The organism is Belliella filtrata, from assembly GCF_022549775.1.
In the GTDB taxonomy this organism is placed as follows: domain Bacteria; phylum Bacteroidota; class Bacteroidia; order Cytophagales; family Cyclobacteriaceae; genus Belliella; species Belliella filtrata.
Window position 1 is genome coordinate 13,290 of sequence record NZ_JAKZGP010000050.1, and the last position, 24,288, is coordinate 37,577.

Sequence of the window (24,288 nt, forward strand, 5' to 3'; positions counted from 1 at the left end):
AGCTCTTATATACTGTAATCAAAAAGTAGCTAGACCGGGTTTGTTCACAAATTGGCTGATCCGGTTAATTCTTTTACCCGACAACAGTTAAAAAATGTAGTATTACTTTATGGATTCAGCATTTGTGAAATTTAGTTTATAATACGTCACAATATCCTCCTCAACTTCAAAGTAATCTTGATGCTTAAGGGCTAAAATTTTACCCTCATTGTCAGTAACAGATGTGAAAATAAGTCCCTTGGGTAAAGCAATGTCATTTTGAATTAATTGATGATCATGATCCAATATTGCTGCATATCTGGGTATGTTACTTACAAAATTGATCCATTCTGATTGATTTTCTGGATTATATGCACTAGATATATCTTCCTCAACTCCTTTGGTATAAATCACAATAATATCATGCTCTCTAATAAATAGTTGTTCTATTTTTCCAAAAATAATATTTCCATGTCTTTCATACCAGCTTGCGTATTCCTTTATAGGTACACTGGGCATTGGGATTGCTTTATTTATATTCAAGTCTACCGTCTTTGTATATGTAACTTCACCTTCATTTTCATTATAAACATGATATTTCATTTCCGCTAAAAAATATACAATCCATTCATTTCCTCTTTTGATGATGGGAGGTGGTAATACCATAAAATATTGTCCTGACTCATAGACAGTATTTTTAGGGAATTCCATAGTATGTTTTACATCACCTGTTTTGGGATTGAATACTTCCAACAAGGGACTTTGATAAAAGCTTTTAATCAAAACTTCCAAATTCCCCCAATCAATATCCCCTCTCTCTGGCCGGCTATATGCGTAATTTTCATCTAGCTTGTAGGCAGGAAAATTTAAACTATTGAAATAGAAATAATTCTCTGGAATTGAAACACGATTTAAAATTTCACCTTCATTTGAGAACTGAATCAGCCCTTTATTTTGATCCATAATAGTAAATTTAGCATCCAAAATGCCCATTCCTAATTCCCAGGACATAGCATTAGGGCCGTCAAAAGACAATTGAAATTGATGTATGATATCCCCAGTTTCATCAAACAAAATATAATCTCCATCTGAATTAGATCTACCTATATAAAGACCTTCATCATCTTTATATCCAAACAAAAATAAACTCCCTAAATAATCGACTTGGATAGAATCAACAACAACTGATTCAAATTCATTAAAACCTTGGTAGTTACTATTTTCTGAATTACACCCAAAGATAAAAGACAAAGAAAAGAAAAATACAATTATTGAGTTTTTCATATTGGAAAATTAAGGTTTAAAACTAAAAGTGAAAACTTAAAAAACATTAAATGAAAAATTTACCATGTATTTGTGTAATATTAAAATTAGTTTTCCGACATCTATTCTGAAAAAAAAGACCAATTATATAAAAAACTTTTCTTCCATTCTAAATACATGTAAGCTTGAAGGATTGATGTCTGAATGACAACTCAAAAACCTGAGATAAAACACCCGTTTTTTAAGCTCACTTTCCGCCCAATCTCATTCCCAAAACCTCATCTTTTCTATTTGTGCTGCAAGATATTCTTTTAACTCTTTCCCCTCCAAAACAATAATCTCTCCAGGTAAACCTAAAATAAATCTTGCCAACCCAGGTAACTGCGGTACTTCACCTTTGAAATGATAATCTTTGAATTTTTCGATAGAAACAAACTGCCTAGCCTCTGGATACTCCTCCATCATCAACTGGTATGCTCGCTTACTGAGAAGTAAATGAACGTAGAAAATGCTTTTGCCTGAAAACCCAAAGAGTCCTTGCTCAAGTTCTGAATGCAAATCCTCATATTCAAAGGGCTTAGCAGTTAACATCACCTCTCCTATCCTTTCTATCTTAAATATTTTCATTTGCTGTGATTCAATTTCAAATGCATGTATGGCATCAAAATTCTTATTGAACTTGACGGGCTCTATTAACCTATCCGAAAGGGTATCACTCGTAGCTGCATAATAATCTTTGAGTACAACCTGATTTTTGGACTTGATAGCCTCTGAAAGTAAATCTACAAACCTGCCTAGGTTTGCATTGAAAAGTTGGTTCACGTTCTGTACAAAATCTGACCTTAAGTTTATTTTTTGTAAAATGCTGTCTTTCATCAGGTTTTTCTTAGAGAACTTCTTCAAAAGACCACCCACAAATGCAATTTCCTCATCCGAAAAAGTCCCATAACTGTAGCTACCAGGTGAAGGTACCCTGTCAACAATTTTATACTTAGAGTGCTCTTTGATTACCTGAAATCCCAAGGCATCTAACAGGTTAAAATACCTGTAGATAGTCCTAATATCAGTACCAAGACTCTCCGCCAATTTATGAGCAGGTTTTCCAATATTAGATCTCATCAAATTGATTAGCTTAAAAATCCTTAGAATTTTTTGTTGCTCTACTGTTCCTGCTTTTGCCATTTCCTCGTATTTTGAATCAAGGGTTCAATATAGCAAAGCTCATTTACTTTTGTATATTTAATGACATCAATTGTCATATATTTCTTGCATTATCTCTTTCCTGTTGCAAAAATCCTGTTTACATTAAATCCAACTCTAAATTCTTCCCCTGGAACACCATTGCCACCTGCTAACAAGTATTGCTCATTGAGCGCTGGCGAAGTAACAAAGTACATCTGAAAAACATGTCCTCCTGCCTCTACATCTATGCCAAGTCCTAGATTATTTCTCAAATCGCTGTTCAGGTTTGGGATATATTGAAAAGTCAAGGAAGACTTTCCTGTAATCTTATATTTGGAGCTTATCCCCACTGCAAGGTACAGCTGCTGATCACCTTGAATTTGATATACGTCCAGTGGATTTACAAAATATGCCATAGAGGGTGATATTTGCAAGCTCAATTTGTCAGTGAATTTTCTAGCAATCATCAATTGAGCTGCATAACTTGTCCTATCGATAAATTCTGGATTTCCAGCTGGAAGAAAACTGTAATCTGATGTATTGACACCTGCGCCTCCCATCAAGGAAATAGAAACGGGTATTCTATTATCACTGCGCTGAGCAACAAAGTGATAGCGACCGTAAAGATTGTAAAACTTATCCAAACCTGACCTTGCTACCCCTATCGAGAACTTATCATTGACTCCATACTCAAAACTAAACTGAATATTTGCTCCATTATCTAATCCATAAAGATTTCTAATCCCACCATCCAAAGTTCCAAAAGTATGCATGATAGCAAAATGTAAATCTTTTTTTTCCATTGGTTCGACAGTCAGTAAATTGATATGTCTAGGTGCGTGGAATATCAAATCCACTTCTGTATCTTCTGTGGCCAACTTTCTTTCGAGCTGCGCTGATACCGGTTGGGTAAAAAACAAAAGCAATAGTAAAATTCTGATATTCATAATTATTTCTTTAGAATTCCTGAAATTGTAACTTCTTGCTCTTCAGCTAGTTCATAAAAAACCACCTTAGGTATAGTTATCTTATAATCAGATAGTTTAATGATGAATTTAGACTGAAAAGCCACTTCATTATTGTTGGATGTTTTTTGGATGGTAGCTGGTATTTCTACTTTCCTTTCCACACCATGTATTTTGAAAACCCCTAGTACAATAACCTCCTCTTGGCTTTTTTGATCAAATTTTGGTATGGTTTTAAACTTCCCCGTAAACTCTGCAAAAGGATATTTCTTCGTCTCTAGGTAATTTTCCCTCATGTGTTTATCTCGCAATGAAATACCTGTCTTTAAGGTATTCAAGTCAATAAAAAAATCCACCAAGTTTTTGTCCAAATCAATCAAACCATTCAACTTATCGGATGTACCGACAAATTCATTAAGAGGAGCTTTCGACAGGAACTCTGCTTTACCCGTCTCAGTCTTGTACACCTGTGCGAAAGCATCCTCTGTTTGGGTGATGATCAAGCAAATGACAATAAGTTGTAATAACCTTTTCATTAGCTTCTGTTTATAGTAAGGGTATTTCCAGATCTGTTATTGGCAAACGATTGCAAAGGTCGTGTAGCGGGACCTGTGACTACTGCTCCACTGGTCGTGAACCTTGATCCATGACATGAGCAAACGAATTGGTTGTTGTTTAGAGACCAATTTCTATCACAATTGGAATGTGTACAAACCGATGTTAATGAATTGAAGCCATTTCCAGTATTGATGACAAGCATCCTTGCAGAAGTGATCAATATCCATCCTCCTTCATCATTCAATGAAGCTACTTGACTAAGGTCAATTACTACAGTTCCCTCATTTACAGTAATTCCATTTTGGGGAGTGGCTGGCGTATTTCCCCCACCAGGAGTATCATCATCCGAACCACAGGATGTGAAAAAATTCGCTCCAAAAAGCGACATGATGGTGATTGCCCCTGATTTTTTTAGAAACTCACGTCTTGCTTGACTAAGTCTCCCGCTTTTGAAGTTGTTTACATTTTCCATGTCCACATTTACGATGTAAAAATTACTCTTGGATGAGTAGGCTTACCATTATAAATGAGAAAAATTTGGACTAAGACTTTAAAAATATTTTTTATTCATAATTTCACTCAATACAACAGCATCTTTTACATTTTGAGGGTCTTGCAAAAGTTTTTTGTAGCGATTTGCACTTTTTTGTTTTTTGTCTATATCCTCTCCTACTGTGCCTATTCCTATCAAATCTGAAGAAAGTCTAACCTGCTCATCAAGTGTCTGAAGCTTGGGAACCTCATGATTGCTCACTGTGCCTGAATACTTATCAAAAGCTGATGCATATTTTTTTTCTCCATCATACTTGTCTGAACTTGTTTGTATGGGTTTACTCCGGTGAGGAATGTGTGAATCTCCTTGACCAGTTTTTTCAAGATCTCTTTTCTCTTCCCTTTGGCCTTTTCTGATCTCTCTGAGTAGGTCCTCAAAAGACTGAGGCCTTTGATGATCTTCAGTTGGCCCCTCTGTAGTTGTTGGTGGCTGTGCAGCACCTTTGCCCCCCTTTTTTATAGCTGTGTATATAAAGTATATGATTACAGCAACTACATATATGACGTTTCCTATGTTATCCACGATTTTTCTTTTTGATGAATCTAATATAGTTATAAATTTGCTATCTATTCAAATTTTAAAGGTGGAAGGATGCTCCTAAGTAAGCTAGAGATAAAAGGTTTCAAAAGTTTTGGTGACAGAATGGTAATTCATTTTGATAAGGGAATTACTGGTGTGGTTGGGCCGAATGGATGCGGAAAATCCAATGTAGTAGATGCCATCCGTTGGGTTCTTGGTGAGCAAAAATCAAGGATGCTTCGTTCTGATAAAATGGAGAATGTGATCTTTAATGGAACAAAGAATAGAAAACCAACCAATCTTGCTGAAGTTTCTCTAACCTTCGAAAACACCAAAAACTTACTCCCTACTGAATATACTCATGTGACCATCACCAGGAGATATTATAGAAGTGGCGAAAGTGAATATTTGCTCAATGGCGTGACTTGTAGGCTTAAAGATATCACTAACCTTTTTATGGATACGGGTATCAATTCCAACAGCTATGCCATCATTGAGTTAAAAATGATTGAGGAATTACTCAATGATAAAAACAATTCAAGAAGAGATCTTTTCGAAGAGGCTGCTGGGATTTCTAAGTTCAAGGCAAGGAAAAAGGAAACCTTAAGAAAGCTGGAAGATACAGATGGTGATTTGGATCGTGTGGAAGATGTACTTTTTGAAATTGATAAAAATCTCAAAAGCCTAGAAAAGCAAGCCAAACAGACAGCTAAGTATTTTGAAATCAAGCAGGAGTATAAAATAGCAAGTATCAACTTAGCAAAAAAATCTGTTGCTTCGCATAGTGATTCCTTGATAGCGCTTCATCAGCAAATAGAACAAGAAAACGATAAGAAAATCATGCTAAGTGCTAAGGTTTCTGAAAAGGAATCCATGCTAGAGCAGGTAAAAGCTGATCTGATACAAAAGGAAAAATTACTAAGCACGAGGCAAAAAACACTTAACGAGCATGTCAATAAAATCAGACAATTTGAGTCTGACAAAAAAATAAAAAATGAACGTCTTAGGTTTTTGGAAGATAGAGCTCAGAAACTAAGAGAGCAAATAGACGCTGACCGAAAGTCAAATGATCGAGCAGGATTTAGTATCAGATCATTGGAGCAAGAACTAGAATCAGCCAGAAAGATTTTAGCTGAAAAAGAACTCACGATAGAGCAGTTGAAAACTGACTATGAACATCAAAAATCTTCTCATGCAGAGATACAAGAGAAGCAAAAAGAATTTAACAAGGAGTTTGCATTAAAAAAAGACTTGGTATATCAGCTATCGAAAGATAAAGAAATCAAGCAGATTCAATTTTCTACCCTAAAGCAAGAGTTAGAAAAAACTGCTTCTGACGATTACTCTCAAGAGGCCAATTTGGCTGATTTTGAAGATAAACTTGTTCTTTTGAAAGATGAGCTAGACAAAAAACAGGAAGAACTTGCCAGGCTTAAATCTAAAGAAGAAGATCATAATAAGAAAATAGAAGAGCTCAACAAGCTGATAGAAATGATACGGGAAGAAGTAACCCAATCATCCAGAAAGCTAGATGCAAAGCAAAATGAGTTTAACTTAACAAAATCCCTCGTCGAAAACTTAGAAGGTTTTCCTGAAGCAATTAAGTTCCTGAAGAAAAATACATCTTGGAGCAAAGACACGCCTCTTTTATCAGATATTTTGACTACGGAAGAGAATTTTAGAGTAGCCATTGAGAATTTTCTCGAAGGCTATATGAATTATTATGTCGTTGAGACGCAAGAACAAGCTATTGCTGCTGTTAATTTGCTCAGTGATGCAGCAAGAGGTAAAGCAAATTTCTTTGTATTGGCTGATTTTGACAAATTTCAGTCCTCCCAAACAAAGCTATTCCCTAACGCAATACCTGCTACTGAAATCATAGAATATGATGAAAAGTATGCGAAGCTCATTTCCTTTATCTTGGATGATGTATATCTAGTAAAAGGAGAATTCAATGATTTCCCCACTGATCAACAGAGTATTTTCATTTCAGAAAGTGGTAAGTTTACTAAAAGGAAGTTTAGTATCTCAGGTGGTTCTGTTGGGCTTTTTGAGGGAAAAAGAATAGGTAGAGCAAAAAACCTTGAGAAACTTGAGAAAGATATCAAAGAACTTAGCAAAAAAGTAAGTCAAACTAGGTCAAACTTGGACGGTAAGCTTACAGATCTTTTGAAACTCAAGGAGGTAAGCTATAAGCTTCCGATAGAAGGACTTCAAGCAGAGATTTCCGAGGTCAACCAAGAGTACGTATCTATCAGGACAAAAAAAGAGCAATTAGCAGAAATGCTTTCCACCAATGCAAACAAGAGAGAAGACATATTAGAAAGAATTGAGAATTTAGAAAACAGCCTCAATGATATCAATCCTAGGCTTGAAGATGAAAAGGCTAAGTTTGAATATTTGGAAACAGAACTTGAGTCCTTAAATGACCAACTCCAAACCGAATCAGAACTTCTAAGTCAAAAATCTGCGGCATTCAATCAAGATAACATACTTTTTCACCAACATAATAATAAAGTTACGAGCTTAGAACAGGAGATCAGTTTCAAAAAAAGTGCCTTTGAGAGTAGTAAAGAGAGAATTGAAAAATCCCAGGTTGAACAAAGTTCAATAGATCAAGAAGTAAGGTCTTTGCTTGATAACAATGAGATCAAGGATGACGAACTGATAGAACTTTATGCTGAAAAAGAAAGCATAGAAAAAGGTGTAAATGAAGCCGAGAAGGACTATTATGCGGCTCGTGGTGAAATTGACATCAGCGATAAACAAATCAGAGAACTCCAAAAAAGCAAAGAGGGAATAGATACAATCATCCAAGAGTTGACTCAGGCACTAAACGAAGTAAAGCTGAAGCTGAACTCTATGAAAGAACGATTGAGTGTGGAGTTTGAAATTGACCTTGATCAACTCATGGAGGAAAACCCCGCAGTGGATGAACATTACCTCGCTATGGATGATGCAGAAATTAGGCTGATTGTCCAAAAGAATAAAGAAAAGCTCGAAAAAATTGGTCCAATCAACCCTATGGCAATGGAAGCTTATGAGGAAATTAAAAAAAGGCATACTTTCATCACCACCCAAAGAGAAGACCTGATCAAAGCTAAAAACTCATTGATAGAAACCATTAAAGAAATCGATGAAGTAGCCAAAGAAACATTTTTAGATGCTTTTGGTAAGATCAAAGAGAACTTTGTGAAGGTTTTTAGATCGCTATTTACCAAAGAAGATGATTGTGACTTAAGGCTTGTCGATCCAGACAATCCTTTGGATAGCGCTATAGAGATCATGGCCAAGCCCAAGGGGAAAAGACCGCTGACCATCAATCAGCTATCCGGAGGGGAGAAAACTTTAACAGCTACTTCCCTTTTATTCTCCATATACCTTCTGAAGCCTGCACCCTTTTGTATATTTGATGAGGTAGATGCTCCACTGGATGATGCCAATATTGATAAATTCAACAATATCATACAGACCTTCTCAAAAGAATCACAGTTTATCATCGTCACTCATAATAAGAGAACCATGGCAAGCACAGATATCATCTATGGAATTACAATGATAGAAGCTGGCGTATCTCGTGTAGTCCCTGTAGATCTTAGAGAATTGGTTTAAAAGTATTAAGAGTAGAAGGATTTTTTTATCTAGACTATGGTATTACGAAAAACCATACGATAATCCAGCTGGGGGTACGGTACCTTGCTATTTACTGCCCCTTCAGGGCGGATGTTAAAATGACGACTAATACACCCAACACCCAAGACGCTTCCTTGGGTTGGAGGTGTAAAAGGACTTCAGCCTTTGAAGGAGAGACTATCACGAGTCACATGACCCAGAAAGACAAGCACAAATACTAAACCGAATACCTCACTGACAGGTAAACTGCTCCTCCATGAAGTAAATTATCTAAAACATCACTTCCCTGAAAGGGATCCCTATACCTAATCTGGTTAATTTAATTAAGAAAAAAACCATTCTTGAAAAATTCTTCACTAATTTATTTCATTTTTAGATGATAAAATATTAAATTAACAATTCATTCTAACCAAAATAACATAAAAATATGGGAGTACCTATCATTTCTAATGTAGTAAACGGAATCAAGGGAGGCTTGAAAGCTACCCTGCAAGGCACTGCTGATACAGGAAGTGTATTAGCAAATTCTGTAAAAAATGTTGCTGTGACCACTTTGAAAGGTACAGGTGAACTAGTCGTAAAAGGACTACAAGTTCCAGCATCTATTGTTTCGGGGGCATTTCAGGGAGTAGCTGATGTAGGTGTCTCTGTGGTCAAATCAGTGAAGGGAATCGTGAATGGTACCATCCAAGGAGCTATGGACTCTGGTGTCAATCAAAAGGATGCAGTTCAAGGAAGCGTTAAGCAAGCCATAGAATCGGCTAAGGATCTTGGTGAAGATGTTGCTGAAGTAGCTGTCGAAGCTGTCAAAGGTGCTGTAAATGGTGTTAAGCAAGTTGGTGGTGATACAGTCACAGCCGCAAAGGATGCGGTAATTGCCGCATTAGATGCAGCTAAAGAAATCGGTGGAGAATCTGTAGATGCTGTCCGATCTGCACTCAACAGTAGCATTGATGGAGCCAAGGAAATCCTACAAGAGATCAAAAAATAATGTTATTAGCTAACAAAGCAGGCATTAACAATTGGTGTTAATTTAAATGAGCAATAGCCACAGAAGCATTAAGAATGATGAATAATCAAGCTATGCTAATGTGGCTATTTTTTTAAATCAATTGTCCATTTTTCGTATCAACCAATTATGGATAGCCTGAAATGATGCTTCTTTAGGATTAAGTAAGAGATCATCAATTTTTTTCAAACTACCTCCTATCATCAAATTTTCATAAAGTGGTATTCTGATCAACTTATAGCCATGGAGTCTACTCACAAGATCATATTGTGCATCATTATATGCGTTCAATTTCCATCCTGATGAGCCATTTCCAGAAAGATCGCCAGCCTCCTCTGCTTTTCCAAAAAGTCGGCTTGCTATTGGTGGACCTTCCCAAACCCTAGATTGGAGACCAGATTTCAAGCATTCCTTTTCGAAAGTTCTACACATTCTCTTATATCCTTCTATCCAATTATAAGAAAATGATTCATAAAGTGATGATTTAAAAGTACTTAGCCTATATCTATTAAAGTGAACTTGATCATCATAAACAAATAGATTCCTTTTGATTTTAAAATCAAATTTAAGGTGTTCCAATAGCGGAAGGTGCTTTACATTACCCCCTATTAATTGCAAAGTTTCATGGAGTATTTCTTCTCCTTTTCCTTTTACATACGCTGGGTTAACCGTAAGTGAGAAGAGCTCCTCTATTTCCAATTCAGACTCTTTTAATATTTTTATTAGATTATCTACTTTTATTTGATGCACAATGGTTCAATTTTTAAAATCAATTTGTTTGGGTTTAAGTCAAGAAAATGAATTATTTTTCCTTTTTATTGACTTGCAAAGAATCCGCCTCCCCTGATGTGATTCTTTCTTTTAAGTTACCTTTTGAGCCTGGGAAAGTGGTTCGTGTTGAAATATCATAGCCTATCCAAAGCATGGCCATTAGAAAACAAACTGCTAAAATTAGAAATACGATTTTGTTTCTATTCATCTTCTTAGATTAGGTTAATGCCAATAGTTTCTTCTTTCACAAAATTAAGCTATAACAACAAAAAAAACTTATGAAATTTGACTAAAAAGAATAAATAAAATAGCTGATTAACAAAAAAAACTCTAAATTTCGATTGTATGACTTAAGTTGTTTTAGTTGCAAAACACAATTATATTTATTCAAACCACAAATTTATGTATAACATTGTAGTTCCTCAGACCATCTATCAATTTTTTGGAGATGATGACGTGGAAATGATTAAGGAAATGGTGCAAATCATTATAGATACTAATGTTCAGGATCTCAAAGAGATGGATCAGTACTATGACTCCAAGGAATACGACATAATCAAAAGGAAATGCCATAAAGCTAAGCCAAGTATGAGTTATATTGGTGCCATCAAAACCAGAAAACTTTTAGAAAGCATAGAAGAAGAATTAGAAAATTCAAGACCAACTTACGACTTGTTAAAAAAGGACTTGGAGATTATTGAATTTGAATTAAAAGATTTTTTAGCAGAATTATAAGTTCTTGTATACAATTAACCATTTATACACTTTTAGAAGATTTTTGGACTGAAATGCCTATAATTGAAAAAAAGCATTCTATAATATGAGGAAAATTAAACTATTAATCGGGGTTATGTTAATAACCTTGACCAATGGGTTTGCACAAGCACAATTGAGTGTGGAGCATATCATGCAAGATCCAAAATGGATGGGTAACTTCCCTTCAAATGTGAATTGGGATGAGCAAGGTAAAACAATTTACTTTAATTATAATCCAGAAGGTAATCCGTCAGATTCATTATACAAAATAAATGTCAATGCTACTGGAAAGATTGAAAAAGTAAGTCTCAAAGAGCAAAAAAATCAAATCCCTAGGTTTACCAATTCAAATTCTAGCCAAACCAAAAAGCTTTTTGTAGAGGAAGGTAGCATCATTTTGTATGACTTAGAAAGTGATTCTAGAAAACCCATTTTGAGTTTAGGTGATCGCATTTCTTCACCAAGATTTCTAGCTAATGAAGATTTCGTAAGCTTTGAAATGTCTAACAACCTCTATGTCTTATCACTGAAGACTGGGAAAATTGAAAAAAAAACGAATTTCAAATCAGGAAATAAGCCTGCCGGTAAAGATGAAAGTAAACTAAGTGATAGAGACTCATGGTTAAAAAATGACAATCTCGAACTCCTTCAAGTAGTAAAAGAACGTCAAGAAGCCCAAGAAGCCTCAAAGCACTATAGAGAGGCCATAGCCGATAAAGAAAAGTTCGCACATTACTTGGGAAACAACCAAGCCATGAGCTTGCAACTGAGTCCAGATCAAAAATATGCAACCTTTCTCCAATACACCCGAGCAGACAATAAAAGAACTGTAGTCCCTGATTACACTCATGCCTCAGGCTACACGACTGATCTGAATACCAGGTCAAAAGTTGGTGACGAAGCCTCGAAAGTAGAACTTTTCATTTATGATATTGAAAATGAAAAAGTTTACAAAGTCAATACATCAGATTTGGAAGGAATCAAAGATTTGCCTGACTATATTAGTGACTACCCCGACAAAGAGTGGGAAGAGACAGAGAGAGGTATATCTTTGGGTTCGCCAATATTCTCCCCAGATGGTCGACATGCGATTGTAAACATCAGGTCTGATGACAATAAAGATCGATGGATCGCAAAGCTCAATCTTGAAAGTGGATCTCTCCAAGTACTAGATAGACAGAGAGATGAAGCTTGGGTAGCAGGACCAGGTATTGGATCATCTTACGGCGGTGGAACTTTAGGCTGGTTACCAGACAACAAGCATATCTATTTCCAATCTGAAGAAACTGGGTACTCCCATTTGTACATTTTAGATGTAAATTCAGGATCAAAAAAGGCTTTGACTAGTGGTCAGTTTGAGGTATTTAATCCATTTTTATCTAAGGATAAGAAGTCTTGGTATCTGACCACATCAGAAATACATGCTGGAGAGAGACATTTTTACAAAATGCCTGTGATGGGTGGTAAGATGGATAAATTGACATCCATGACAGGAAACAATGATGTGTCACTTTCACCTGATGAAAAACATATTGCGATACTTTACTCATATAGTAATAAGCCATGGGAATTATACCTTAAAACCAATGATATCAAATCAGAAGCCAAGCCATTGACTAATGGTCAAAGTGAGGCATTTCAAGCTTATGATTGGAGAGATCCTGAATTGGTAACTTTCAAGGCACAAGATGGTGCTAATGTACCAGCAAGGTTATACAAACCAGATCCAGCAAAGAGTAATGGAGCAGCGGTGATATTTGTTCATGGTGCAGGTTATTTACAAAATGTTCATAAGTGGTGGTCAAGTTACTTTAGGGAATATATGTTTCACAATCTCCTAACAGACCTTGGGTATACCGTGTTAGATATTGACTATAGAGGTTCTGCGGGATATGGTAGAGATTGGAGAACTGGCATTTATAGACATATGGGAGGAAAAGATCTTTCAGACCAAGTAGATGGAGCCAATTTCTTGATCTCTCAGCATGGTGTTCGGGCAGGAAAGATAGGGATTTATGGTGGTAGCTATGGAGGATTTATCACCTTGATGGCTTTATTTAATGCTGCGGATACCTTTACCTCTGGAGCAGCATTACGCTCTGTCACAGATTGGGCTCATTACAATCATGGCTATACTTCAAATATCCTCAACGAACCTTTCAATGACCCTATAGCATATAAGAGATCCTCTCCTATCTATTTTGCAGAAGGATTGAAAGGAAATCTATTGATAGCGCATGGTATGATAGATGTCAATGTACATTTTCAAGATGTTGTCAGGCTAGCACAAAGACTAATCGAGCTTGGCAAAGACAATTGGGAAATGGCTGTATATCCAGTGGAGGATCATGGATTTGTAGAGCCAAGTAGCTGGACAGATGAATACAAAAGGATACTTAAGCTTTTCAACGATACACTTTTAGACTAATATAATGAATTTGAAACCATTAATTCACCACCTTCTAGGATGCAGTATTTTGATAGCATCCTGTAGTCCGATCAAAGAAGATACTCGTGTCGTTGGTCTGATTTCAGATCAGGCGATGGTGGTATCTGCAAGAAAAGAGGCCTCAGAGATAGGTGTTATGATTTTACAAGAAGGTGGAAATGCTTTTGATGCCATGGTAGCTACTGAGCTTGCCCTTGCCATAGCATTTCCATTTGCTGGTAACTTGGGAGGTGGTGGATTTATGGTTTACAGAAAAGCTGATGGAGAGATTGGTTCTATCGATTATAGAGAAAAAGCCCCTCAGGCAGCAACTGTTGACATGTATTTGGATGAAAATGGAGAGGTTATTCCAAGCCTCAGTACCACAGGTGCATTGGCTGTAGGAGTTCCTGGAACCATCGCTGGAATTTTTGAAGTGCATCGCAAGCATGGAACATTACCCATTGAGAAAATACTTGCTCATGTGATTTCTTTAGCAGAGAAAGGTGTGGTCGTAACCGAAAGACAAGCTGCGAGTCTTAAGGGGAATTTAGCGATCTTAACAAAAGTAAATGGCCCTGATTCCAAATTTGCTAAGACATATCAAGCTGGTGATACAATCAAATATCCTGAATTGGCAGCAACACTTAGAAGAATCGCTGTCAATGGCAAAGATGAGTTCTACAAAGGTGAAACAGCTCAAAAACTGGTCAATTATCTTTCTGAAAGAGGAGGAATAATTACTATGGAAGATTTGGAATCTTATGAAGCTGTTTGGAGGGCCCCAATACAGTTTGATTTTCAAGGCTATACCATTACATCAATGGCACCTCCCAGCAGTGGTGGTGTTACGATTGCTCAGATTCTAGGCATGATAGAAGGGTTTGATTTGAGGAAATATGGACACAACTCTCCTGATTACATTCAAGTGTTGGTCGAAGCTGAACGAAGGACCTATGCAGATAGAAATTATTATTTGGGAGACCCTGATTTCAATATTATCCCTACCATCCAAATGATGGATAAAGATTATTTGAAAGAAAGAATGGAGACATTCGATTGGGAGCTTGCCACAAAATCATCCGATGTTTCTCAGGGGCAAATCAACTTTCAGGAAAGTGATGAAACGACCCACTACTCTATCATGGATCAGTTTGGGAATGCATTGGCCATTACCACTACCCTCAATGGTGCTTTTGGCTCCAAACTGTATGTGGAGGAATTGGGTTTTTTCCTAAATAATGAAATGGATGACTTCTCTGCAAAAGCCGGAGTTCCTAATATGTTTGGACTTATTGGGGCTGAAGCAAATAGAATAGAGCCTGGCAAAAGAATGCTAAGTTCTATGACTCCAACCTTGGTAGAAAAGGATGGTGAAATTCTTATGATAGTAGGAACTCCAGGAGGATCTACCATCATGACCTCTGTAGTTCAAGCTATCCTTAATGTAATTGTTTTTGATATGAGTATGCAGGAAGCAGTCAATGCCCCTAGATTTCATCACCAATGGCTTCCTGACGAAATTAGATTTGAAAAGGATGTTTTTACCCAAGAAACATTCAATGCTTTGAAAATGAAAGGGTACTTAATCAATGAATCTCCTTCTCCTATCATAGGAAAAGTAGATGCTATACTGAGACTACCAAGTGGAAAGCTAGAAGGTGGTGCCGATCATAGAGGTGATGATGCGGCTGTTGGGTTTTGATTCAATATAAATTCCGTGATATCTTCGAGCAATAAGTAATTTATCGTTTCTTCTATTTTCGCATACTCATCTATGGCCCCAGTTTGAGCTGCTTGAAACAGGTGGTTCAGGTTTTCATAAACTTTCAAAGTAAGTAGATTTGACTTTTGGTCAAAAATTTCTAATAATCTATTGGCATTTTGAGCTGCGTTGACTTGTAGGTCTTTCTCGCCGAAAGCTGCAAATGTAGGGATATCAATATTTTGGATATAGGTAATCGGATCCATTTTCAAAAAATTCATCATCCATAGATCAAGTTTCGCTTCATAAGCCTGCTGTAACTTGTCAAGTTCTGACTCAAACAAAGATTCAGGTACATTTAGCTCTTTTAATTCCTGCTCGAATAAAGCTCTTATCTTTGGCTTTACCTCTTCGACGCTGTCACTATCAACGATAATTTTATAAACCTCTTGATTTCTATTTGTCAACATTTTAACGATCTCTTCACTCGCTCCAGCCACACGGGTGATATCTTCAGTTTGTTTTTTCATCATTTCTGTGATTGGCATAACAGGACCCGCTAGGGATATGAGGAAAGCTAAATCCTCCCTAGTGTCACCAAGCATCCAAGTGATCAATCCGCCTTCACTATGACCAATAACTCCAAGCTGACCTGGGTTTATTTTATCTTGCTTTTTTAAAAATTCTAAGGCAGCATCTGCATCATCTTTGAAATCCATCGTTGTTGCGTTTTCGAATGAACCAGTAGACTCACCTACTCCTCTTTCATCATAGCGAAGCACAGCTATGCCTCGCGAAGTCAAATAATCAGCCAAGACCCAAAAAGGCTTGTGTGCCATCATTTCATGGTCTCTATTGTGAGGTCCAGAGCCACTGATCAAAATTACTCCTGGATAGGAATCTTTGTCAGTAGGTATGGTAAGGGTACCTTTTAGCATGATGGCTGCTGTTTCATTTTTGAAACTCACTTCTTTAATCTCATAATCAAAAGGTTCGACAGGATGTTGTGGTCTGCTTGGCATTAGCATATCTGCAACGCCGTCTTTAATACGATGAAAATCCAAGGGAAGCTTCATTCCGCCTTGTGAAAAGTTCCCTTTAATATCCTCATTTACCATTACCCCTTCATAGGATGCATTACCTACACTCATCTCAAAACTAAGCATCATGCCATCAAAAAGTACTTTGTTCATCTTAATTCCCATGGCTCCTTGGCTTGGACTATCGATAGTTCCTTCCCATTCTCCATTGGATTCATTAAGGTGTATGATAAGTGGTAGCTTTTGACCCATTACGGCTAAGTCACCTTTCCAAGTTCCTTGTGCTGTTTGTGAATAGGAATTTGCCAAACTGAAAATCAAAATTCCAAAAAGCAATGAAATTCTTCTTGTAAAATTTACCATGTAAATGAAGTTTTTAGAATTGGTTTATAAGGCTTTCGATGTAAATATATTGAAATTTTTCATTAAATAATTAATACTTTAAGTTAGGTAACTTTTGGAATTCTTAGAAATGAGCTATTGGATGAGGCCTTATTCTCACAGTAGTTATCTCTTTTGATTTGGTAATTATGTATCCCTAATACTTGACATAGCGTTAGGAATAAATAGAAATTGTTAAATTTGAAGTATGAAAAAATTCAGTGTATTGACCCTCTTATATTTTATAGTAACTGCTACTGCATTTTCGCAAGAAGATATCAAGTGGTTGACTTTTGAAGAAGCAGCTATAGCTACCAACTCCAATCCCAAAATGATACTGGTAGATGTATATACTGACTGGTGTGGTTGGTGCAAAAAGATGGACAAAGAGACATTTACTAATCCGGAAGTCATTGCTTATGTCAATGAAAATTTCTACCCAGTAAAACTACATGCTGAAAAGACAGATAGAAAGTTTAGCTTCAAAGGCAAAGAGTATACAGAAGCAAGTATGGCCAAAACCATGAGAGTGACTTCTTTTCCAAATTTTGTTATCATGGATGCTACCATGGAGAATATAACACAGTTGCCTGGATATCGTGAGCCAAAGCCATTTATTGACGGTTTGGATGGTATTGTGAAGAGATTTAGTAAGTAAACATGTTCAGGTTACACGAAAAAGAAGATACCATAGTGGCATTGGCTACCCCACAAGGTGTGGGAGCAATAGCAGTGGTCAGACTTTCAGGAAAAGATGCTATTCGTATATGTAATCGGATTTTCAAGGGTAAAAATCTTGAAAATCAAGAGTCACATACCATACATTTTGGTACAATCAGAGATGGTGAAAAAATCATTGACGAAGTATTGGTCTCACTTTTTATCGCTCCGAAGTCTTTTACCAAGGAAAATGCGGTCGAAATATCTACGCATGGATCATCATACATTGTCAATCAAGTGATAAAACTCTTGATTAGAGAAGGAGCCAGACCCGCCAAGCCAGGTGAATTTACACAAAGGGCATTTCTCAATGGTCAATTTGACCTAGCGCAAGCAGAAGCAGTTGCAGATCTTATTCATTCAGATTCAGAAGCTTCACATCAAGCTGCATTAAATCAAATGAGAGGTGGATTTAGTGGTGAGATCTCCAAATTGAGGGCAGAATTAATTCACTTTGCTTCTATGATAGAATTGGAGCTTGACTTTACAGAAGAAGATGTAGAGTTTGCGAGCAGGGATGATTTGCAAATATTGGTAGAAAAACTGCTCCGCGAAGTAGAGCTATTGATAGGAAGCTTTGATTTGGGAAATGTGATCAAAAATGGTGTACCTACCGTGATTGCTGGAAAGCCAAATGCCGGCAAATCCACCCTACTTAATGCCCTACTCAATGAAGAAAAAGCTATCGTGTCTGACATCGCTGGCACGACACGAGATTTCATAGAGGACGAAATCAACATTGGTGGTGTAATATTCAGGTTCATCGATACAGCCGGACTCAGAGAAACCACCGACACCATTGAAGCCATTGGTGTAAGCCGTACACAAGAGAAAATGAAAACGGCTTCATTGATCCTATATCTATTTGATCTCGGCGACACTGATATGGTGGAGATCAATAGGGATATCAATAAGCTCGAAAACCTTGGCGTACCTTTCCTTAAAGTAGCAAATAAGATAGACAAAGCTAATCAACAATTTATCAACGAGTTAAAATCAAGTCACCCAGATACAATTTTTATATCAGCAGGCCAAAAAGAAAACTTGGATGATCTAAAATCAAAGATTTTAGAATTGGTAAACTTGGATAAATTCAAAACTGGAAATACGATCGTTACGAATATTCGCCACTATGATTCCTTGGTCAAAACAAGGACTTCACTACTAGATGTGCTCAATGGAATCGACATAGCAATCACCAATGACTTCCTCGCCATGGATATCAGAAGATCACTACACTTTCTTGGAGAAATCACAGGTGAGATCACGACAGATGATTTATTGGCCAATATCTTTAGTAAGTTTTGTATCGGGAAGTAGCCTCACTTTTTTATGCTTTACTTTACTATAGTATGATAATCAGATATTTATAATTTTTTTTTCTTGACTTTAATTTTCGTTTTCATTACTTTTATTCATAGTTTGTACAACTTTAAAGGGTTTAGAAAGAATGAATATCAGGTTAAAAAGAAAAAAAAGAGATTTTGAATTCTTGAAACTTACTCTTCATGGTAGTCCAAGCTCTGTTAGTGAAAGGAAAGAGAATAAGGAAAATCTCCAATTGACAGAAAACGTCTTGGCCATCCGAAAAAGCGACTACATTCAAGGAAAATTTGAGGTCAAGAATATATCTAAACTTAAAAGACCTTTTCTCGATTATTTTAAAGAGAAGATGGAGGAAAAATCTAATTCAGAGAAAAACTATGGAGTCTGGACTTCTACATTTGCTCATCTGAAAAACTGCGTAAGCCCAGGTCTAATTTTTGAGGAAGTCGATGATAGCTTTACCAAAAAGGTAAGACTATATTTTGAACAAGTAGCCTATACAAAAAGTGATCTTCCCCTTTCTTTAAATTCTAAACACTCCTATTTCAATAAATTCAAGGCTTGCTTGAGAAGTGCATTTGAAGAAGGTTACTTAAATATCAACTACGCTAGCAGAGTTAAATCTTTTGAACAAGCTGAAAGCCAAAGAGAGTATTTGACTTTTTCTGAACTTCAACCTCTCACTAATACACCTAGTAAATATAAAGTTCTAAAAAGGGCATTTTTATTCTCATGCTTGACAGGTCTAAATTGGTCTGATATCAATAGTCTTATTTGATCCAAGGTCCGAGATGAGGATAACAATATCTTCAAAATAAACTTTCGAGAAAAAAATAGCTGTAATGGAATACCTCTATATATCCAAACAAGCTAGGGATTTATTGGGAGAACGTCAGTTACCTCAGGAAAGGGTGTTTTTAGGTCTAAAGTACAGTGCTGTTTATAATAATGAACTTGTAAGGTGGTGTAACAGAGCTGGAATTTCCAAGCTCATTACATTTCAAAGCGCAAGACACACCAATGCCGTACTTCTGTTGGAAAATGGTGCAGACCTATTTACAGTTCAGAAAAGATTAGGCCATAAAGAGATTAGGACAACTGCAATATATGCCAAGCTCGTCGATGAAAAAATGAAAGAATCTGCCAATATCATAACTGTTCTTAATATTGAATTTTAATTATGTGGGGATCAAATTTAAAGATTGTTGCTTTTACTGCCTTGATTTTTATTGTGGTAACGATCTATACGTATTTGTTCATGAATTCCAGTTCCCTCTACTTCGAATGGGTTACTGGAATTTGTATGATTAGCATACTCCTATTTTACACATGGAAGTTGGTTAGGAGATATCCTAATTGGTATGCGGCATATATGTTTGATAAAAATGTCGCTGGTTTAAAAAAGAAAGTAGAAAAGCCTAGGCTATTTTTTTATTCTATTTTTCTTCCTGTTATGGGCTTATGCATTTACATCATTTTAAAAACACCATCGACAGGTAGATTCTTAAATGACATCCTATTAAACAGCCTTTTCATTACCCTTTTTATTGTCAGCATGGTATTTCTCGATTTAACTTGGAAGAAGGGTTTTGAGAATAGATATATTCCTTTCGTAAGAGACATTGTGACAAAAAGAGGTTATGAATTCAAATCCTTACTTGACGAAGATTCGTTGGGTAGTATTTTTGACAGCTTAATAAGATGTGGCTTTTTGGAATATTTAGATGATGCCATTAGAAGTGCTGATCGCCAAAGATTTATCCGAATATTCAAAAATGGAAATTACCCAGAGGTGCCAATATTTAAAATGAAAATGGACAATATTCAAACTCATTATTTTTTTGACTGCTTAAAGGAAAACATAAGCGGTTTGGATTTAAGGGGATATCTGAGAATCTTTTTTCATGATCGAATGAATAAACAGCCCACAGAAGAATCAATAAGAGTTTCAAAATCAAAAGCTACCAATGAACCTAAAAGAAAGGATGAACTGAATCTAATTTTTAGTAAATTGGTTAAGTTTTCAGATAAATAAGTTAATAGAACTTAACCTTTTCAAACTTTTTATTAACCTTTTTATTCTTTTGCTGCATGTACCAAAACAAATGACAGCAATGGAAAACGAATTAATCTTAAACAAGCTCAATCGTATTGAAAAATTTATTTTTGGACTGAAAAACATTTTGAATGTGGAGGAATTTTGCGAATACACTGGTTTCGAAAAGTCCTTTATCTATAAGCTCGTGCATCAGGGAAAGATCCCCTACTCAAAACCCAACGGCAAGGTTTTATTTTTTGAACGTAAAAAATATGATGATTGGCTTCTTCGAAATTCCCATATAATATTAGCCGAGATCAATTAAGAAGCATTCTTAATGAAAAGGAAACATAAGTAGAAATTCTAATAGACATCGTAAGGCTTAAATTGCCTGAAACCCTAGACTTGACTATTGGTCAAATTCAGGTTTTTAAAGCAAAACTTTTCATTAAATAAGCAATCATCAAAGCTTAAAAAGCACTCGTTAAAAAAGACTTTAATAAAATATATTGTATTGATTTAAAATACTTTATGTTCATTATATAAAATTTACTTTAACTGATTGCAGAATCGGTAATACTATCAAAGCAGTATTTAACCAAGAAATATCTCTAATTAATTCTAGTCTAAATACTTAATTTAATTAGACCATAATTAGATCAACAAAAAGCAAATGGAAAAACTATAACCCAGTTTAGTTTAGAGAAATTTTCATTACCATGAACTGTACACAAGCCAATAAAATCAGTATTTCAGCATACCTTTCTTCAATTGGAATCTATCCCAAAAGAAATCTAAGGTATTACTCATTTTACCTCTCTCCTTTTCGCCAAGAGAGAACAGCTTCTTTTAAAGTTGACCATAGGCTCAATTTATGGATCGATTTCGGAGATAGCAATTCTGGCGGTACACTGGTAGACCTTGTACTAAAATTGAATCCAAGCTTTGCTGTAGAAGATGCCCTCTCCCACCTTTCTGATTTGAACCTTGGGTCACTTTCACCTCACCTGCATACTCCTCTTCTGGAAGCAGAGATTAAACCGAAAATAAGTGTGACAAGCACTAGACCTATTGGTACAAACAAGGTTATTTCTGACTATCTAATCTCAAGAAAAATTTCACTTTCCACGGCTTCGAATTTCTGCAAGGAAGTCTATTTTGAAATTAATGACAAAAACTATTTTGGTGTAGGAAATGAAAATAGAAATGGATGGTCAATCCGAAACAAATATTGGAAAGGATGCTCAGGTCAGGGCATAAGTTTTTTCCCAGGAATAAAGGAAAAAAATGTAGCCACACTTTCTGTTTTTGAAGGAATATTTGACCTGATGAGTTATGTACAGCTAAATAAGACTTATGAAAAAGCGCAATCATTTATAGTACTCAATTCCCTATCAAATATTAAAGAAGCACTCCCCATTATACGTGAGTTTGGAACAGTTAATCTATACCTTGACAGGGATGTTGCAGGTATGAAAGCGACTAAAAGGCTTATGGAAGCCAATGTCAATTGTATAGATAAAAGTAAGCTTTATACTCCTCATAAGGATCTCAACGAAAAGCTTGTTAAAGAGAGAAAGCCTAGGATACGCAGATAAGGTCGCTTTGCTCAGATTAAAAAATTCACTTTGTTCATTTCAAGAAAGATGGCACGGCCTAAGTAACTAACAAAGGAAAGAAGGTCAACCAGATTCAGTTTTAGAATGAATGATGAAGAAGTAAGACAATTGGCCAGTTTATTTGAACTGTCCAATTTGCCTGCTACTGATGTTATTCGTTCCTGTGTTTTCAAGAATAAGATTCCAAAAGCAAAAGTTCCAAAATTGGATTTACAAACCTATGTGGAATTAAAACCGATAGGCAACAACATCAATCAAATAGGCCAAACGGTATAATTCAAAACGTGAAGTTCTCCGCGAACGATTGAAAGCTTTAGCCAGCCTTTCGAACAAATTGGACTACATCATAAAACATTTGATAAATGATCGCTAAGCAATCCATAGGAAAATCATTTATGGGAGCTTACGAATACAATTACAAGAAACTCCATGAAAAGGATACCACAAAAAGAGCGGAGCTTCTATCCACTAACTTTAGCAGTACTGAAAGAGAGATCCTTAAAAAAGAATTGGATTTGATGAAGAGTCTCAATCCAAGACTAGCCAGAAATACTTATCACACAAGCTTAAACTTTGGAAAGGAAGAAATTCTATCCATTGAAAAAATGCTGGCAATAGCTGAAGAATATCTGAATAAAATGGGCTTTGACAATAATGCCTATTTCATTTTCCAGCATCATGATACGGATCATCCTCATTGCCATATTTTGGCACTTAGAAATCGATTTGATGGAACAGTTGTAATAGATAGCAACAATTTCAGAAGAAGTGAAAAAATGGTTAGAAAGCTTGAAAAGAAATATCACCTTCAAGAGTTAAGAAACAGTAAGGAAGATCCTACCAAAGCGCCTAATAAGGATGAAATTGAAATGGTACTAAGAACTGGAGAACCATCAAAAAGAATGATTCTCCAGGAAAGGGTAAATGAAGCATTAAAACAAACTAAAGACCTCCATTCATTTATCAGGCATTTAAAAAAAAATGATGTAAACGTCTTGTTCAACCAAGCGAGTACCGGAAGAGTATGTGGGATACCCTATGTATGCGATGGCTTTACAGCAAATGGACAAGTACTTGGAAATAAATTCAAATGGGGATACGTATCAAAAACACTAGAATATGAGCAAGTTAGAGACAGTAAGTAAATTAGCAAGGCAAATCTGCGAACAAAATCAAGATATCCAAAAGGAGACTCCAGAAGACAGAATAGCTTACGAGCATCTACTTCAGGGAATACAAGAACTTCTGAAAAATCAATTGGAGTTAATCAAAAGTCAAAAGACCTTGTCCAGTCAACTTATGAGTATTCAAATGAATCAGAGAGATTTAAATCTCAAGATAAGTCTATTGAATAAGGGTCAAAAATGATTGAAAGAGTCTCATATGATCATGACAAACCTAGTAAAGATAGCCTTTTTAGTATTATCGATGCCATTGCTATATCAGGAAAAGAGAATTCCAGACAGCATATTAGATAAATGACCTACCCTTTTTGGTGTTTGAGTTCAAAAGTGCCATCAGAGAAAAAGCTACTTTTTTTTGATGCATAAAAGCAAATTTCCACGCGATACCACAGGGACATCCCCGAGTTTCACATTAACAATTGCTATTAAATAGAAGAATTAGATAAAGCAGCAACTGTATAAGAACCCTTGACAGTTACGCGAGATGGTCTACGAAAAGTTAGCCGGAAAATAAACTTCTACAATTTAGATGGTAACTACTCAGGTACATTATTTACTGACCAATATTCAAGTATTTGGAGTCTTGTGCTCCTTTGTAGCGTATTGACGCGTATTTGTATGTTAATGTACGAAAATCAGCTTTAAAGTTGGTTTATCCA

Annotated in this window: 24 protein-coding genes; 15 read left to right on the forward strand and 9 right to left on the reverse strand. The window is 36.0% G+C overall.

Features of this window, described 5'->3' with window-relative positions; translation table 11 throughout:
• Positions 1-102: 102 nt before the first annotated feature.
• The 6 genes from MM239_RS15925 to MM239_RS15950 form a co-directional block, all read right to left on the reverse strand.
• Positions 103-1,263 (reverse strand): hypothetical protein, encoded by a 1,161-nt coding sequence (locus MM239_RS15925; RefSeq protein ID WP_241349248.1) that lies wholly within the window; start codon positions 1,261-1,263, stop codon positions 103-105.
• A 243-nt stretch (positions 1,264-1,506) separates the two neighbouring features.
• Positions 1,507-2,424, reverse strand: coding sequence for a helix-turn-helix transcriptional regulator (locus tag MM239_RS15930; RefSeq protein ID WP_241349249.1), 918 nt, complete (start codon positions 2,422-2,424; stop codon positions 1,507-1,509).
• Between the two features lie 89 nt (positions 2,425-2,513).
• Positions 2,514-3,371: a DUF5777 family beta-barrel protein gene (locus MM239_RS15935; RefSeq protein ID WP_241349250.1), complete on the reverse strand. Its 858-nt coding sequence runs from the start codon at positions 3,369-3,371 to the stop codon at positions 2,514-2,516.
• A 2-nt stretch (positions 3,372-3,373) separates the two neighbouring features.
• A complete protein-coding gene (locus MM239_RS15940; RefSeq protein ID WP_241349251.1) occupies positions 3,374-3,925 on the reverse strand; it encodes a YceI family protein in 552 nt (183 codons plus the stop codon).
• The gene (locus MM239_RS15945) at positions 3,925-4,419 is read right to left on the reverse strand and encodes a QcrA and Rieske domain-containing protein (protein WP_241349252.1); all 495 of its coding nucleotides are present in this window, start codon (positions 4,417-4,419) and stop codon (positions 3,925-3,927) included. The genes MM239_RS15940 and MM239_RS15945 overlap by 1 nt, the downstream gene beginning before the upstream one ends.
• 78 nt (positions 4,420-4,497) lie before the next feature.
• Positions 4,498-5,022 carry a hypothetical protein gene (locus tag MM239_RS15950; RefSeq protein ID WP_241349253.1) on the reverse strand — a complete coding sequence of 175 codons (525 nt, stop codon included), beginning with the start codon at positions 5,020-5,022 and terminating at the stop codon, positions 4,498-4,500.
• A 69-nt stretch (positions 5,023-5,091) separates the two neighbouring features.
• Between MM239_RS15950 and smc the strand changes: the two genes are divergently transcribed.
• Complete coding sequence (gene smc / locus MM239_RS15955; protein ID WP_241349254.1) at positions 5,092-8,631, forward strand: chromosome segregation protein SMC; 3,540 nt, start codon at positions 5,092-5,094, stop codon at positions 8,629-8,631.
• A 448-nt stretch (positions 8,632-9,079) separates the two neighbouring features.
• Positions 9,080-9,643: a hypothetical protein gene (locus MM239_RS15960; protein WP_241349255.1), complete on the forward strand. Its 564-nt coding sequence runs from the start codon at positions 9,080-9,082 to the stop codon at positions 9,641-9,643.
• Positions 9,644-9,760: 117 nt separating this feature from the next.
• On the opposite strand, the gene MM239_RS15965 is transcribed toward MM239_RS15960, so the two are convergent.
• Both MM239_RS15965 and MM239_RS15970 read right to left on the reverse strand, forming a co-directional pair.
• Positions 9,761-10,411: a DUF7255 family protein gene (locus tag MM239_RS15965; RefSeq protein ID WP_241349256.1), complete on the reverse strand. Its 651-nt coding sequence runs from the start codon at positions 10,409-10,411 to the stop codon at positions 9,761-9,763.
• Positions 10,412-10,463: 52 nt separating this feature from the next.
• Positions 10,464-10,640: a hypothetical protein gene (locus tag MM239_RS15970; RefSeq protein WP_241349257.1), complete on the reverse strand. Its 177-nt coding sequence runs from the start codon at positions 10,638-10,640 to the stop codon at positions 10,464-10,466.
• A gap of 194 nt (positions 10,641-10,834) precedes the next feature.
• Between MM239_RS15970 and MM239_RS15975 the strand changes: the two genes are divergently transcribed.
• From MM239_RS15975 to ggt, 3 genes are all read left to right on the forward strand, one after another.
• Positions 10,835-11,167: an Hpt domain-containing protein gene (locus MM239_RS15975; RefSeq protein ID WP_241349258.1), complete on the forward strand. Its 333-nt coding sequence runs from the start codon at positions 10,835-10,837 to the stop codon at positions 11,165-11,167.
• An 85-nt stretch (positions 11,168-11,252) separates the two neighbouring features.
• On the forward strand, positions 11,253-13,616 hold the full coding sequence (locus tag MM239_RS15980; RefSeq protein ID WP_394801513.1) for a S9 family peptidase: 2,364 nt from the start codon (positions 11,253-11,255) through the stop codon (positions 13,614-13,616).
• Positions 13,617-13,620: 4 nt separating this feature from the next.
• A complete protein-coding gene (gene ggt, locus MM239_RS15985) occupies positions 13,621-15,321 on the forward strand; it encodes a gamma-glutamyltransferase (protein WP_241349260.1) in 1,701 nt (566 codons plus the stop codon).
• Here ggt and MM239_RS15990 read toward each other — a convergent pair.
• On the reverse strand, positions 15,288-16,724 hold the full coding sequence (locus tag MM239_RS15990) for an alpha/beta hydrolase family protein (protein WP_241349261.1): 1,437 nt from the start codon (positions 16,722-16,724) through the stop codon (positions 15,288-15,290). The two genes, ggt and MM239_RS15990, sit on opposite strands and share 34 nt — an antisense overlap.
• 226 nt (positions 16,725-16,950) lie before the next feature.
• Here MM239_RS15990 and MM239_RS15995 point away from each other — a divergent pair, with 226 nt between their 5' ends.
• From MM239_RS15995 to MM239_RS16040, 10 genes are all read left to right on the forward strand, one after another.
• Positions 16,951-17,400 (forward strand): thioredoxin family protein, encoded by a 450-nt coding sequence (locus tag MM239_RS15995; RefSeq protein WP_241349262.1) that lies wholly within the window; start codon positions 16,951-16,953, stop codon positions 17,398-17,400.
• A gap of 2 nt (positions 17,401-17,402) precedes the next feature.
• The gene (gene mnmE / locus MM239_RS16000; RefSeq protein ID WP_241349263.1) at positions 17,403-18,782 is read left to right on the forward strand and encodes a tRNA uridine-5-carboxymethylaminomethyl(34) synthesis GTPase MnmE; all 1,380 of its coding nucleotides are present in this window, start codon (positions 17,403-17,405) and stop codon (positions 18,780-18,782) included.
• A gap of 130 nt (positions 18,783-18,912) precedes the next feature.
• Positions 18,913-19,566, forward strand: a complete 654-nt coding sequence (locus MM239_RS16005; protein WP_241349264.1) for a site-specific integrase — start codon at positions 18,913-18,915, stop codon at positions 19,564-19,566.
• Positions 19,567-19,630: 64 nt separating this feature from the next.
• A complete protein-coding gene (locus MM239_RS16010; RefSeq protein ID WP_241349265.1) occupies positions 19,631-19,966 on the forward strand; it encodes a tyrosine-type recombinase/integrase in 336 nt (111 codons plus the stop codon).
• 194 nt (positions 19,967-20,160) lie between these two features.
• Entirely contained in the window at positions 20,161-20,823 is a 663-nt protein-coding gene (locus MM239_RS16015; protein WP_241349266.1) for a hypothetical protein, read from the forward strand.
• Between the two features lie 79 nt (positions 20,824-20,902).
• Positions 20,903-21,151, forward strand: a complete 249-nt coding sequence (locus tag MM239_RS16020) for a helix-turn-helix transcriptional regulator (RefSeq protein WP_241349267.1) — start codon at positions 20,903-20,905, stop codon at positions 21,149-21,151.
• 394 nt (positions 21,152-21,545) lie between these two features.
• Positions 21,546-22,424 carry a toprim domain-containing protein gene (locus MM239_RS16025; RefSeq protein ID WP_241349268.1) on the forward strand — a complete coding sequence of 293 codons (879 nt, stop codon included), beginning with the start codon at positions 21,546-21,548 and terminating at the stop codon, positions 22,422-22,424.
• Between the two features lie 105 nt (positions 22,425-22,529).
• Positions 22,530-22,721: a hypothetical protein gene (locus MM239_RS16030; RefSeq protein WP_241349269.1), complete on the forward strand. Its 192-nt coding sequence runs from the start codon at positions 22,530-22,532 to the stop codon at positions 22,719-22,721.
• Between the two features lie 86 nt (positions 22,722-22,807).
• Positions 22,808-23,590 carry a relaxase/mobilization nuclease domain-containing protein gene (locus tag MM239_RS16035; RefSeq protein ID WP_241349270.1) on the forward strand — a complete coding sequence of 261 codons (783 nt, stop codon included), beginning with the start codon at positions 22,808-22,810 and terminating at the stop codon, positions 23,588-23,590.
• Entirely contained in the window at positions 23,565-23,813 is a 249-nt protein-coding gene (locus MM239_RS16040) for a hypothetical protein (RefSeq protein ID WP_241349271.1), read from the forward strand. The genes MM239_RS16035 and MM239_RS16040 overlap by 26 nt, the downstream gene beginning before the upstream one ends.
• The last annotated feature ends 475 nt before the right edge of the window (positions 23,814-24,288 follow it).

Coding starts and splice junctions, on each gene's coding strand:
- MM239_RS15995 (WP_241349262.1), top strand. CDS start 16,951: ATGAAAAAATTCAGTGTATTGACCCTCTTATATTTTATAGTAACTGCT.
- MM239_RS16030 (WP_241349269.1), top strand. CDS start 22,530: ATGAATGATGAAGAAGTAAGACAATTGGCCAGTTTATTTGAACTGTCC.
- mnmE (WP_241349263.1), top strand. CDS start 17,403: ATGTTCAGGTTACACGAAAAAGAAGATACCATAGTGGCATTGGCTACC.
- MM239_RS16015 (WP_241349266.1), top strand. CDS start 20,161: ATGTTTGATAAAAATGTCGCTGGTTTAAAAAAGAAAGTAGAAAAGCCT.
- MM239_RS16035 (WP_241349270.1), top strand. CDS start 22,808: ATGATCGCTAAGCAATCCATAGGAAAATCATTTATGGGAGCTTACGAA.
- MM239_RS15930 (WP_241349249.1), bottom strand. CDS start 2,424: ATGGCAAAAGCAGGAACAGTAGAGCAACAAAAAATTCTAAGGATTTTT.
- MM239_RS16005 (WP_241349264.1), top strand. CDS start 18,913: ATGAATATCAGGTTAAAAAGAAAAAAAAGAGATTTTGAATTCTTGAAA.
- ggt (WP_241349260.1), top strand. CDS start 13,621: ATGAATTTGAAACCATTAATTCACCACCTTCTAGGATGCAGTATTTTG.
- MM239_RS15925 (WP_241349248.1), bottom strand. CDS start 1,263: ATGAAAAACTCAATAATTGTATTTTTCTTTTCTTTGTCTTTTATCTTT.
- MM239_RS16020 (WP_241349267.1), top strand. CDS start 20,903: ATGGAAAACGAATTAATCTTAAACAAGCTCAATCGTATTGAAAAATTT.
- MM239_RS15945 (WP_241349252.1), bottom strand. CDS start 4,419: ATGGAAAATGTAAACAACTTCAAAAGCGGGAGACTTAGTCAAGCAAGA.
- MM239_RS15970 (WP_241349257.1), bottom strand. CDS start 10,640: ATGAATAGAAACAAAATCGTATTTCTAATTTTAGCAGTTTGTTTTCTA.
- MM239_RS15980 (WP_394801513.1), top strand. CDS start 11,253: ATGAGGAAAATTAAACTATTAATCGGGGTTATGTTAATAACCTTGACC.
- MM239_RS16025 (WP_241349268.1), top strand. CDS start 21,546: ATGAACTGTACACAAGCCAATAAAATCAGTATTTCAGCATACCTTTCT.
- MM239_RS16010 (WP_241349265.1), top strand. CDS start 19,631: ATGGAATACCTCTATATATCCAAACAAGCTAGGGATTTATTGGGAGAA.
- smc (WP_241349254.1), top strand. CDS start 5,092: ATGCTCCTAAGTAAGCTAGAGATAAAAGGTTTCAAAAGTTTTGGTGAC.
- MM239_RS15940 (WP_241349251.1), bottom strand. CDS start 3,925: ATGAAAAGGTTATTACAACTTATTGTCATTTGCTTGATCATCACCCAA.
- MM239_RS15960 (WP_241349255.1), top strand. CDS start 9,080: ATGGGAGTACCTATCATTTCTAATGTAGTAAACGGAATCAAGGGAGGC.
- MM239_RS15935 (WP_241349250.1), bottom strand. CDS start 3,371: ATGAATATCAGAATTTTACTATTGCTTTTGTTTTTTACCCAACCGGTA.
- MM239_RS15990 (WP_241349261.1), bottom strand. CDS start 16,724: ATGGTAAATTTTACAAGAAGAATTTCATTGCTTTTTGGAATTTTGATT.
- MM239_RS15975 (WP_241349258.1), top strand. CDS start 10,835: ATGTATAACATTGTAGTTCCTCAGACCATCTATCAATTTTTTGGAGAT.
- MM239_RS16040 (WP_241349271.1), top strand. CDS start 23,565: ATGAGCAAGTTAGAGACAGTAAGTAAATTAGCAAGGCAAATCTGCGAA.